Origin of the sequence: Nostoc sp. KVJ20, from assembly GCF_001712795.1 — a bacterium.
In the GTDB taxonomy this organism is placed as follows: Bacteria; Cyanobacteriota; Cyanobacteriia; order Cyanobacteriales; family Nostocaceae; genus Nostoc.
In genome coordinates, this window is sequence record NZ_KV757580.1 from 1 (window position 1) to 12,073 (window position 12,073).

The following is a 12,073-nucleotide window of genomic DNA, read 5'->3' on the forward strand; positions in this document are numbered from 1 at the left end:
ATCGCCGCAGATGGAAAAACAGGCGTTTCTGGTTCAACTGACAACACCCTGAAACTGTGGAATCTAGAGACAGGTAAGGAAATCTCTACTTTTATTGGTGAAAGTTCTATAAATTGCTGTGCAGTTTCCCCAAATGGATCGACAATTGTAGCAGGAGAACAGTCAGGGCGTGTTCATTTCCTTCTTTTAGAAGGGGGTAAAAAAAGGAAACCCATCACTGAAAATCCGATCAATATCCCCAGATATCCCCCAGAATTTCAGCAAATCATTACCGCTAAAAATCAAAACTTTGTCGGTCGTGAATTTGTCTTTGCTGCTATCAACAAATTTCTCAATCAATCTGACCGGGGCTACTTTACTATTATCGGCGATCCTGGTATTGGTAAAAGTGCCATTCTTGCCCATTATGTTAGCCAAAATCCGGGAGTTGTTTATTACAATGTCGAAATCCCAGGTAAAAACAGCGTTGAGGAATTTCTGACGACGATTTGCACTCAATTAATAGAAATCGCCCAAAATCAAGGTATTAAAAATCTCACCCCTAACTTTTCTGACTTTACCACAGAAGACAGTGGCTTTTTATCGTTATTACTGCAACAAATCAGCAATAGATTGCAACCAAAACAACGTTTAATCATTACTATAGATGGCTGCGATAGAATTGATATCAACAATCAACCACGCGGCTCAAATATATTTTATTTACCCCGTTATCTACCCGAAAAAGTTTATTTTATCCTTAGTCGTCGTCCTTTTTTGGCAGATAAATCAGGTTTATTAATTGAAACACCAGCCCAATCTTTAGATTTATCAAATTACCCTGAACAAAATCGCGCTGATATCCAGGAATATATTAAAACTTATTTAAATGAATCATCTCATTCTGAGCCTATTGTTAGCGAAGAGAAGAATCGCGGAGACTTTTCGCTCAACATGACAGAGCAAGGTTTTGATGATGAAACGAATTTTATGTATGTTAAAGAAATTTTAGCAGATATTAATGAGGATATTTACCCCCAAAACTTACAGATATATTACCAAAATAATTTAGAAAAAATGAATTTAGCCACCAGTAAACAGCAACCAATGGCTTTGCAGGTGTTAAATATCTTAGTTCAAGAGCAACCAATATCAATAGAAGCGATCGCTGAAAGATTAGATGTAGATGAATATGAAATCAAGGTGATTTTAGATAAGTGGCGAGAGTTTTTACATTTAGAATCAATAGCAGCCGAAATCCACTATAGTGTTTATCATACTAATTTTCGTGATTGGTTGAGGCAACAAATAGAGTCTAACTTTTGAGTTAAAAGGGCATTTAGAGGATGTTTGAAAAGTTCTATTGTCAGTAGCAGAAGTTTTAGATCCCCCTAAATCCCCCTTAAAAAGGGGGACTTTGATTCCGGTTCCCCCCTTTTTAAGGGGGGTTAGGGGGGATCTCAAAGTGCCTAAAGTCACAGGGAAACACTTTTCAAGCAACCTCTTAGAAACCGCGAGAGTAATATCTTATTAACCAGTAGGAGTAACAAGCAATTATGACTAAATATGTACTCTGGGGAACTTACTGCGAAGACGTTCTCGAAAAACGTGTCCCTCACCGTCAAGCTCATTTGGACGGATTAGCAAAACAGAAAGAATCCGGTGTGTTGATTACTATTGGCCCCACCAAGGATGTCACAAAAGTTTTTGGGATTTACGAAGCCGAAGACGAAGCCACTGTGCGCGAGTTAATTGAAAACGATCCCTACTGGAAAAATGGCATCTGGACTGAATATTCTGTCAAAGAATGGATTCAGGCTTTATAAATTGGGTATGGGGCATGGGGCATTGGGCATTGGTTATTAATTCTTCTCCCTCACTTCCTCATCTCCTAATACGGTTCGGTTAAGGTTTTTTGATGAAAATTCTAAATCACAAAGACGCGATAAATCGCCGTCTCTAAAATAATCAATCCTTCTTCTTGACGGCGATTTATCGCTTCTCTTGGGTTAACCAAACGTATTGTCTCATCTCCCTCATCCTCACTCCCCACTCCCCACATAATGAAAATTTGGCAGGTTGATTTTTATCGTCGTCCCTCACAAGATGCGTCTGGACAAATTTTATGGGACTTGTTGATTTGTGACGCAACTCGCAGCTTTGAGTATGAAGCTACCTGTCTCCAGTCAGCAGCGAATTCTAGTTGGGTTGCAACCCAACTAGAATTCGCTGCTGGAGAAAAATTGCCAGATGTGATCCAGGTGTTTCGTCCTCAGTCTCTCAGCTTAATTGAGGCGGCTGGACGCAATTTAAGTATAAATGTCGAACCTACTCGCCACACCTTGGCGTTAAAGCAGTGGTTAGCAGAAAAGCAATATCCCTCAACGCTGGATAAACCGCCCCCAGTACCATTACCAGAAAACCTCTGGGGAGAACAATGGCGTTTTGCGAGTCTAGCTGCTAGTGATGTAGAAACGAGATTTAGCGATCGCCCCATTCCCATTTTGCACATCCCAGAACATCTCAAACCCATCAATTTAGGTTTGGCATCAACAGTCCCCGTTCCTGGTGTGGTAATTTATGGTGGACGGCAATCGATGCGCCTAGCCCGGTGGTTGCAGCAAGCCCGTTCTGTGGCATTAAACTATATTTCTGGCGCACCAGACGGCTTAATCTTAGAAGCTGGCTTGGTGGATAGATGGATTGTTGCCACATTTGAAGATCCAGAAGTTACAACAGCAGCCCAAGCATTTGAACAACGGAAACAGCAAAGTCGAGGATTGCATTTTTTGTTAGTGCAGCCAGATGATTCTGGGATGACTTATAGCGGCTTTTGGTTATTGCGTCCAGAAAATGGATATTAATTGCCAAAAATATTATTCTGTTTATTGAATAAATTTTGAATTGACAAGGAAATCCAGCTAGTAAAAATTCATGTTCTGGTAGTTTATCAATTAATCAAATATACCTGAAGCTGTTTGAGCAAAGTTTTTTCATAAACTAATTGAGCATCTGTATTAATTTCACTGCTTAAAATGCATTCACTTTCTATATTTAAAGAATGAGCCGCCTGTTCAAAGGCTAATCTAATTCCAATACTGCTTGGGTAAAGCATTTTGAACTCGGAATTGGGTTTGGGGAAAAGGTTAAAGGGAAAAGGTTAAAGGTTAAAGGTTTTTTCTTTCCCCTTTCCCCTTACCCTTTTCCCCAAAACCCGACAAGTATTGAATCTTAATTCCCCCTATTCCTGAAAATAAATCGACAAACCGAATTTTAATTTTCTCCATAGAGATTAAGGTAATTTTCAAATGCATGTCATACAAATTACTGTAGGGGCACAATCATATATTGTGCCCCTACGCGTATGGTCTATTCAATTAAAAATCGCTGTAAGTTACTTTGTTATTTCCTACTTAGCCTTCACCCGCGCTTGCTTCACCATCGCAATCAGAGTTTGATGGGCATCTTCCGCATCTGCTAAAACATGATCAAATTGAATGCGAACTGGTACAGGTTCGCCATTCACTTGCGCTGTTAAATCCATACCCTGTGCATCAATTGAAAGCATTTCGGCTGCGATTGCATCTGTCACACCACCAAAAGCTTTAGCATAAACAACTACAGCATCAGCATGATCATCATTCATATGCTTGCAGATGCGCGAACTAATTTCAGGAGAAAAATCTTTAGACATTGTGAGATTAAAAGTGACCAATACGGCAAGAGTCTAAATTCTCACCTAAGTAGATGAGATTTGCCAATATTTCAAATTAGCAGAAAAGACATTAGTCTCGCACCATCGTTATTATAAGTGATATCTGAAAAACAATTGCCGTTGTATATATTTGATAAGTTAAGTTTATTACTAGTACAACAATTAAATTAAAATAAACATTATCCAGTATTTTTACCTTTAATTGCGGAAAGCAAACAGCGTAAACTGTAGCAGAAGTATTAGCCAAAACTATTGTAGCTAAGAGACAATGAGCGAAATTAGCCCCAGACGAATTGTAATTGGGGATGTGCATGGACACTATGAAGGTTTAATGACATTGTTGGAGGCGATCGCCCCCACGTCAGAAGATCATGTCTATTTTCTGGGAGACTTAATTGATCGTGGCCCTCATAGCGCACAAGTAGTTAATTTTGTCAAGCGGAATAACTACTCATGTTTATTGGGAAATCATGAGCAGATGTTATTAAACATTCTGACCAATGAAAAGACTTCCTCCTCGACAATGCAAGCATGGCTGTATGGTGGAGGACAAGCTACCGTGGCCAGTTACCAAGAGGCTCCAATTCCTGACGACCATCTGGATTGGTTAAAAACTTTGCCTACATACATTGACTTGGGGGATGTTTGGTTAACTCATGCTGGTGTTGACCCTTCCAAGTCAGTGACAGAACAAACAGCCGATGAACTGTGCTGGATACGAGAGGAATTTCACAGCATTGAAAAACCGTACTTTCCAGATAAGCAAATTATTATCGGTCACACCATTACCTTTACTCTGCCGGGTGTTTCTCCTGGTAAACTGGCACAAGGAAAGGGATGGCTAGACATAGATACTGGCGCTTATCATCCCCGGAGTGGCTGGTTGACTGGACTGGATGTCACAAATGACTTGGTTTATCAAGTGAACATATTTAAAAACTATATTCGTGTCCTGCCTTTAGAAGAGGTTGTAATTAACGTTGATCCAGCCAAAATTAAAGTTGATCGTCGCAATAAGAATTGAGGGGGAGTGGGGGAGATGAGGGAGATAACCAATGCCCAATGCCCAATGCCCAATGCCCAATGCCCAATGCCCAATGCCCAATGCCCAAGACCCTAAAGACTACGTTAATGGTCGAATATTAGCTTTATAACTAGCGTTATCCAAGCCATATTTTCCATTACTAGGTTGGGAGTTAATAGCACGTCTGAGGCCATTAATGCGATCGCTAGTTCCGGGGTGTGTACTCAAAAATGTCGGCACAGAACCACCCTTTTGCAGCAGCTTTTGCATAAAAGAAACCATCCCAGACTGGGCATAACCGGCGCGTGTCAAAGTTCTTAACCCTCTTTGATCGGCATCAAATTCATCGTTACGACTGCGGGGACGATTCAAGGCAAGTTCTACACCAATGCCCACGGCTGCATTGCGATCTAAACCACTTGCTGTGGCTAAACCACTAGCGATCGCTTTTTGCCGCATCTGTTTAACCAGGTGTTTACCGCCAATATGACCAATTTCATGGGCAATGACACTTGCGAGTTCCGCTTCATTATCGGCAGCTTTCAGCAAACCCGTGTGGACATATACATAACCTCCTAAAGTAGCAAAAGCATTAATAGCATCATCTTCAACCACTTGGAAGGTATAGGGAAGATTAGGGCGATCGCTATTGGCCGCTAAACGCCGACCAATTTGTTCGACATAGGCATTAACATTAGAATTCCGGTAAAGTCGGACTTGACCGCTCAGTATTTGCTGATTAATCTGCTTACCAATATCAGTTTCCTGGCGATCGGATATATTAGAAAGCTGAAGTACCTGGACTCCCTGCAATATCATAGGCAAGAAATCAAAAGCTCTTCCAGGCAGAGGTGTACTCAGGCACAGACTCAGGGCGACTACCACCGAAATTAGGGGATAAAACCAGCGCCGCCGCCACATCCGGTAATTTGCAACAAAACCTTTCCAATTGAACATAATACGCTTTGAAGATTATTTCGGGAGAACATAAAATGATGAGACAAATTATGAGACGGATTTAGAGTATTCTAAGTTGCATTCTTGACTCAAGACCAAAGGGTTTGTGATACAGATAATTCTTACGCAAATCTACTGAACTGTGCGAGGCTAAGGATTCCCTCTAGAGATAGGTTTCAACATTAGATTCTACTTTCTAGATAGGTCAGTCTTAATAGGTACAAGTTTGAGGTTTAGTTGCCGCTCCTCGGAACTTGCGAACTCGTGATAAACTGTCGCATAACCATAATCCCCGGATGCTTTGAGTTATTACCAAATAGGGAAAATTGCCGTTCCCATTGAAAACCTTCTTTCTACAATCAATTACTTCGCTATTACTTCGGAAAACTTTTTATGGCTATTTTAGATTCCAAAGGTCGTTTATTCGGTAAAATCAACCTCCTAGATTTAGGTGCTGCACTGGTCATTTTGCTAGTTATATTTGGCATCTTTGTCTTTCCTGGCACTTCTGGTTCTGTTGCCCAAGTCGGTGCGAAAACAGTACCCGTAGAAGTAGACGTATTAGTTCGGGGTTTGAATATACGTGATCCTGAGCAATTATTTAACAACGGCTTAAAAAAAGGTGGAAAAACTAATGTGATTATCCGCAATCAGCCTTATGGGCAGATTGAGATTAAATCTATTCAACAGCTACCTAGAACAGTCAATGTTTTCCAACCTGATGGCACTGTTAAAGAATTACCAGATCCAAAGACCAACAATTTTAGTACAGATATGCTTTTGACCTTAGAAGGTAAAGCCCAACGCACTGAAAGCGGACTAGTTCTAGGTAGCAGTAAAGTAAAAATTGGTATGCCATTTGAGTTAGAAGGCTTTAACTACAACTTCAATGCAACTGTTATTGATATCAGATTTGACAAATAGCATTCACATTTTGTTTGATATATTTCGCCATCTCTGATAGGAGAGGCAACTGGCATAAACTGGTTGAAATCAAAACTGTGCAGAACAACTATATAAGACGTGTGTGTACATAATAGACAATATCAAAGTCAATTTTTGTAACTTAGACGCAAAGTAGCTTCCTGCACAACTCGTAAGTAAGATCAAGGTTTAATTAAGGGCGTTGCAAAATATAAATATTATTTTGCAACGCCCTTAATTTAGTAAGCATTGGTAATCAAAAGTCCAACTATACAATTATGGTTGAAATTGGATGAGTGAAAAGAGTAGAGGTGCAGAAGGTAGGAAATTAAATGAGGCTTTTACTACTAAATAAGCTAATTAAGCAAAGGCAAATATTTGCGAATTAATCCAATTGTCACTGCTGGTAATTCCAACTGCGGTGTTAACCCCACATCTTCTAATTGTTGAAAAAATCGGATTGCTTGGGGATTAATTTCGGCAAGGCGGCGACCAATTGAGGGCCCTGTAAATTCTGACTTTTGTCCCCAAATAATGGCTGTGGGGGTGGTTAACTGTTGAATGTAAAGGGATAAATCAAAGCATAAATCGCCACGTACAAATGACAGTGCTGCATACTCAGCATTAGGCTGTTGGGCGGATTGTAGATAAGCATCGACAATTTCCTCATATACTCGATTAGATTTAGCAAATTGCCGTTGCTCTAAGAAGCCGCGAATACCTCCACTGGTAGCAATTCCAGCGCTGTAAAGTAAGCGATCAACAACGGGAACGCTAACTAACTGAGCAAAAAAACTACGGGAGTAGTCTTCGCCAAAATCGGAAAGTCCGGCGGGGGTGGTAAGAATTAAAGACTTGAATAAATCAGGATGATCTGCTGCTACCCGAATTGTAAATGCTCCTGTCAAAGAAGAAGCGATCGCTGTTACTGGCCCGGTACAAGTCTGCTCGAAAAACTCCCGAATTGTGATCAAATAATCCTCAATCTTATAACTCCGTGCTGGATGCTCAGACCTACCCCAACCAATCAAATCTGGCACAATCACCCGATATTCAGCCGCAAAAGCTGGATAAACTTTCGACCACTCATAAGCAGAAGATCCACCACCAAAGCCGTGTAGGAACACTAAAGTTTCCCGATCATCTTTGGCAGTCACATCATCCAGCCAAGGTTCTCCAGCAGCAGTATAATATACCATTCTACCTAGTGAGGTATTTATGGAGCGTTGTTCAAATCCTAGTGGTTGAAACATAAGTATTTTTTTGTTGACTGTAGTTATTAGTTGGCACAAGTCAAATAAAAGACCTGGGACGCGGGGATAGGGTGAGAGTATTTGATAATTTTTCCACGTCCCCGTGTTTTACCTTCGCCGCGTCTTCTTTAGTCACTCTGGATGCTTACGTGTTTAGTTCAAGCTCTCCGCTCATTGTTATTATCAACTAACCAATCACTTTAAGGCTTCTCACCACCGTCAGATTAAGTAGATATAAAATTACTGGATTACTTGTAAAGATTTGGTGATTTTTTTTCATAATAAAAAGTAACTTTACGTTGAAATTACTGCTTTATAAGGCTTTTTAATGGTAGCGAGTATCACTACCAGAGTAAATCCAGCACAAGTTTTTATGGTAGTGTATCAAAAAACCAATAAATAATTTTCTGCGTAAAAAATAGTTAAAACGCTTATTTTAGTAAGCTATTAATCATACTTTTATACGTAGAATTTAGATTTGACGTATAAATAAATCATATTATTATCTAAGTATATAGTAAGGCGGGATGTCATGGTAAAGCAGGCTACTCTTCAATCAAATAAAATACCAACGATTGAAGATGCTAAATTTGCGCTTGACAAGTTTAATATACAAAACGAAATTAAAGCTTCAGCTGGGCGGGGTCGGATTGAGCCAGTAGTTGACGTTGCCCAAGTAACTGCACCTACTTGTATTTGTTTAGACTTAGAAGACTTGAAGTGTTTTGAAGCAGTTGAGCGTCAGTATGAACGCTGGGGAGTGATTTTTCACAATTCTCTAGCAATACAGCCATCAAATCCAGCATTTCCAACCTATTCAGGGCTAACAGTGTTAATGGGAGCGCCCAAAAGCGGATTTTTAGAAGCTACTTTCTTGCGTCCGGTTAACTCAGTTAGCGCCTTTGTCACTAGTTCGCAACGGCTAGTGCTTTCCGCCTACGATCGCAATCGACAACTGCTTGCTCAAACTGCACTACCAGGCTCTAATCTTGCCAATTCCGACTCAGCAATTTCCCCCAATACCTTATTATCTATAAGTGTGAATAACATCTACAGCGTTACCTTCTGTGCTTTTAATGGTCAATTCACCCTTGATCAGTTTCGTTTTTGTCTTTAATTAGCACTTATGTACAAAATGCCCTTGCTCTGAGGGATTTAAAAATGGTATCTTTATTTGCGCCGTGCTGTAATAGTCTACTATCCGACCATAAAACCGGGCATCTTGTAGTTTGGGCCTTCATCCTTTCTTCATCCATAGTAAAACTTATACAATAGGTAATTTCGTAATCAAGTAGGTAAACACTGTGGCACAGGCTTCGTCTTCTTGGCAGCAATTGATCAACCAGATCCCCAACTGGAACTGGTCGCTTCCAAAACTCAAGACAAAGGGAGCCATAAAGCAGCAAACATTTAAGCGCTTCTCTGGCCCTGGGGGCTTTCTTGGGTTCCTGACAATTATCATTGCCATGTTGTTGTGGAACTGGAAACTGCTATTGGCTCTCTTAGTCGGCATTGGAGTAATGGTATTGGTTTACTCAATGCAGGAGTGGGACTGGCAATTGCGCTGGTCAAAAATACGCAATTTTTTAAATAGTTCAAATCGTCGGTTAGCCTTAGCAGTCGTCAGTGGTGGTATTGGTACTGTCAGCACTTACATGGCAGCAGCAATTTGGGTTGACTCTCACAGTCCGTGGATTGCCGCTGGTGCGATCGCGCAAGGCGTGGGTACTCTGTTAACTTTAATTTTATTGGTTTGGCAAATTGTCAACTTTTATGAAAATCGAGAAGAAGACCACCTCGATCAGTTGTTGGTCAATTTAACAGAAAAAGATCCATTGAAGCGGTTGATTGCCCTACGTCAACTAACTAAAGTCATCACCCATCCACGAGTTGATTCTTCAGTGCAGCAAGATGTTGTCCAATGCTTGCAACTCCTACTCAGTCGAGAAGAAGAAGCTGTAGTTCGAGAGGCAGCTTTTAAGAGCTTACAAACTTGCGATCGCCTACAAGTGCTACCCCCCAAAACAGCAAAAACTTTCACACCCATCTCAGCAAAAGTCAAACATCACGTTTATTAGTCATTTGTCATTAGTCATTTGTCATTTGTCATTAGTCATTAGTCATTTGTCATTGTTTGAATGATGAGAGTCCTAATTAATTTTCAATGCCCCATACCCAATCCCCAATCCCCAATCCCCAATACTTATTTTCGAGATAGCTGTCCATTGCGAACTTGGACTACCGGATGATTGCACCGCCGCACCAATTGTTCATCATGTGTGGTAACAATTACTGTAGCCCCAAAGGAATTTAACTTCTGGAGAATCTGGATCACTTGCCAGGAATTATCTGGATCAAGATTTCCAGTAGGCTCATCTGCCAACAACAAGGGTGGTGTCCCAACGATCGCACGGGCAATACTCACCCGTTGTTGCTCTCCCCCAGAGAGTTGATCTGGAAAGCAGTCAGCTTTACTCAGCAAACCTACCAGCTTTAAAGTTGGTTCTAAACGTCGTTGAATTTCTTTACGGGTATACCCTTGAGCTTGCAGCACAAAAGTCACATTTTCCGCTACGGTTCTTTGGGTAATCAGTTTGTAGTCTTGAAACACAATGCCAATCCGTCGCCGCAATAATGACAAGCGATCGCCCCGTAAATCCGCTACATTACATTCATCAACAATTACTTCTCCTTGTGTAGCTAACTCTTGACCATACAGTAGTTTCAAGAGGGTTGATTTACCAGAACCACTTGGCCCGGTGATAAAGAGAAATTCTCCCTTTTTTACCTCAAGGTTCGCATTTAACAAGGCGTGAGTGCCGTTAGTATAGGTCTTGGTTACAGATTGCAATTGCACCTTTGCGATCGTATTGCGATCGTGCTGTTGACTTTCACAGTCTTCTTTATGAACGGATTTTTTTGTCTTAACTTGAGTTGTTAATACTGGCATTGTTAAATTTTCCTCATACCCACACCCAAACAGTTTCCCTACTGAGATGTGACATTCCCCTCAAAAATAAGGATTCCCAGGTTTAGCCTGGGAATTTAAAATTCAACAAAGAAAATTTAAAATTTTTTGAAGACTTTAATACAAACTAAGTAATAGCACCCAGAAGTCAGAATTCAGAAGTCAGAAGTCAGAATTCAGAATTCAGAACTCAGAACTCAGAATTCAGAATTCAGAAGTCAGAAGTCAGAACTCAGAATTCAGAAGTCAGAAGTCAGAACTCAGAACTCTTAACTAATTGCACCCTTTGCTGTAAAACGATAAATAAACGCTTTCACAGCAAACTCTGGCAACGCCAACATCCGCCGCCAACGCCAAGGTTCTTGATAAAGCCGATACAACCATTCCAAATTATTATTTCCTAACCAGGCGGGAGCGCGAGTTTTAGTTCCCGACCAAATATCAAAACTGCCACCAACGCCAATCCAAATTGCTTGGGGACACAAATGGCGGTTTTCGGCAATCCATAACTCTTGACGTGGCACTCCCAAACCGACAAAAATCACTTGTGGCTGCAATTGAGCAAGAGTTTCTCGCAATTGTGCTTCCTCTTCTGGAGAATGGTAGCCTGAATGAGTGCCTACTATATTTAGGTCTGGAATTTGCTTCTGCCAAAAATCTGCCGCATTTGCAGCCACTCCCGGCGCTGCTCCATAGAAAAATACCTTTGCTCTTATCTGCTGTTGTCCAAGTTCTTGCAAAAGCTTTTCTGCTAACTCAATCCCCGGAAAACGCTGCACTTTTTGCCATAACAGCCACCGCAAATACAGAACAACCCCCGCTCCATCCGGAATCACGAGTTCAGCATTTTTAATGACCTGAGCTAATAATTGATTTCGCTCTGCCTGCATAGTCATTTCTGCATTGAGCGTTACTACATGAGTTCCCTTGCCTGCGTGCAGGCATTCTAACAACCAGTCTGGATAGTTAGCCATTACATGAACTGGTATTCCCAACACTGAAAATGCTTGATTGCTGTTAGACATAGCCTATTCTTGAGTAGCCCTCACACCAGATTTTGCTTGAATGTTAAGTTTATCAAATTTTTTTATATTAGAACTTGGGCAGGAGAGATACCCCCTTGAACAATAGAAAGCATAATTAAACTAACTAGTCTTGGGCGCTTGTACTTGGACTGATTCAGTCCAAATTTATTGTTAAAGTGTAATATTCACTCAGTATAAAACGCTCAACTCACAACTCTGGTTCCGGGA

General features: G+C 40.8%; 14 protein-coding genes. 7 read left to right on the forward strand and 7 right to left on the reverse strand.

Annotation, left to right across the window (positions count from 1 at the left end; all coding sequences use genetic code 11):
- Together A4S05_RS07630 and A4S05_RS07635 are read left to right on the forward strand one after the other, a co-directional pair.
- A partial coding sequence (locus A4S05_RS07630) for an AAA family ATPase (RefSeq protein ID WP_256090861.1) occupies nucleotides 1-1,305 on the forward strand: 1,305 nt, incomplete at its 5' end.
- 230 nt (nucleotides 1,306-1,535) lie between these two features.
- Nucleotides 1,536-1,805 (forward strand): YciI family protein, encoded by a 270-nt coding sequence (locus tag A4S05_RS07635; RefSeq protein WP_069069229.1) that lies wholly within the window; start codon nucleotides 1,536-1,538, stop codon nucleotides 1,803-1,805.
- 101 nt (nucleotides 1,806-1,906) lie between these two features.
- Here the strand turns inward: A4S05_RS07635 and A4S05_RS43035 are convergent, their stop codons facing one another.
- Nucleotides 1,907-2,041, reverse strand: coding sequence for a hypothetical protein (locus A4S05_RS43035; protein WP_256090862.1), 135 nt, complete (start codon nucleotides 2,039-2,041; stop codon nucleotides 1,907-1,909).
- Nucleotide 2,042: 1 nt separating this feature from the next.
- Between A4S05_RS43035 and A4S05_RS07640 the strand changes: the two genes are divergently transcribed.
- Nucleotides 2,043-2,843 (forward strand): Tab2/Atab2 family RNA-binding protein, encoded by an 801-nt coding sequence (locus A4S05_RS07640; RefSeq protein WP_069069230.1) that lies wholly within the window; start codon nucleotides 2,043-2,045, stop codon nucleotides 2,841-2,843.
- 86 nt (nucleotides 2,844-2,929) lie between these two features.
- Here the strand turns inward: A4S05_RS07640 and A4S05_RS40115 are convergent, their stop codons facing one another.
- Complete coding sequence (locus tag A4S05_RS40115; RefSeq protein ID WP_176726947.1) at nucleotides 2,930-3,094, reverse strand: hypothetical protein; 165 nt, start codon at nucleotides 3,092-3,094, stop codon at nucleotides 2,930-2,932.
- Nucleotides 3,095-3,388: 294 nt separating this feature from the next.
- Nucleotides 3,389-3,673: a DUF2470 domain-containing protein gene (locus A4S05_RS07645; protein ID WP_069069231.1), complete on the reverse strand. Its 285-nt coding sequence runs from the start codon at nucleotides 3,671-3,673 to the stop codon at nucleotides 3,389-3,391.
- A gap of 289 nt (nucleotides 3,674-3,962) precedes the next feature.
- On the opposite strand from A4S05_RS07645, the gene A4S05_RS07650 reads away from it, so the two are divergent.
- Entirely contained in the window at nucleotides 3,963-4,718 is a 756-nt protein-coding gene (locus A4S05_RS07650) for a metallophosphoesterase family protein (RefSeq protein ID WP_069069232.1), read from the forward strand.
- 99 nt (nucleotides 4,719-4,817) lie between these two features.
- Here the strand turns inward: A4S05_RS07650 and A4S05_RS07655 are convergent, their stop codons facing one another.
- On the reverse strand, nucleotides 4,818-5,675 hold the full coding sequence (locus A4S05_RS07655; protein ID WP_069069233.1) for a M48 family metallopeptidase: 858 nt from the start codon (nucleotides 5,673-5,675) through the stop codon (nucleotides 4,818-4,820).
- 393 nt (nucleotides 5,676-6,068) lie between these two features.
- Between A4S05_RS07655 and A4S05_RS07660 the strand changes: the two genes are divergently transcribed.
- Nucleotides 6,069-6,599 carry a DUF4330 domain-containing protein gene (locus A4S05_RS07660; protein ID WP_069069234.1) on the forward strand — a complete coding sequence of 177 codons (531 nt, stop codon included), beginning with the start codon at nucleotides 6,069-6,071 and terminating at the stop codon, nucleotides 6,597-6,599.
- Between the two features lie 356 nt (nucleotides 6,600-6,955).
- On the opposite strand, the gene A4S05_RS07665 is transcribed toward A4S05_RS07660, so the two are convergent.
- Entirely contained in the window at nucleotides 6,956-7,852 is an 897-nt protein-coding gene (locus tag A4S05_RS07665; RefSeq protein ID WP_069069235.1) for an alpha/beta fold hydrolase, read from the reverse strand.
- Between the two features lie 532 nt (nucleotides 7,853-8,384).
- Between A4S05_RS07665 and A4S05_RS07670 the strand changes: the two genes are divergently transcribed.
- Together A4S05_RS07670 and A4S05_RS07675 are read left to right on the forward strand one after the other, a co-directional pair.
- Nucleotides 8,385-8,969 (forward strand): hypothetical protein, encoded by a 585-nt coding sequence (locus tag A4S05_RS07670; RefSeq protein WP_069069236.1) that lies wholly within the window; start codon nucleotides 8,385-8,387, stop codon nucleotides 8,967-8,969.
- Nucleotides 8,970-9,156: 187 nt separating this feature from the next.
- Nucleotides 9,157-9,930, forward strand: a complete 774-nt coding sequence (locus tag A4S05_RS07675; protein ID WP_069069237.1) for an armadillo-type fold-containing protein — start codon at nucleotides 9,157-9,159, stop codon at nucleotides 9,928-9,930.
- A 125-nt stretch (nucleotides 9,931-10,055) separates the two neighbouring features.
- Here the strand turns inward: A4S05_RS07675 and ftsE are convergent, their stop codons facing one another.
- A complete protein-coding gene (ftsE, locus tag A4S05_RS07680) occupies nucleotides 10,056-10,802 on the reverse strand; it encodes a cell division ATP-binding protein FtsE (protein ID WP_069069238.1) in 747 nt (248 codons plus the stop codon).
- Nucleotides 10,803-11,089: 287 nt separating this feature from the next.
- Nucleotides 11,090-11,845 carry a WecB/TagA/CpsF family glycosyltransferase gene (locus tag A4S05_RS07685; protein ID WP_069069239.1) on the reverse strand — a complete coding sequence of 252 codons (756 nt, stop codon included), beginning with the start codon at nucleotides 11,843-11,845 and terminating at the stop codon, nucleotides 11,090-11,092.
- Nucleotides 11,846-12,073: the final 228 nt, after the last annotated feature.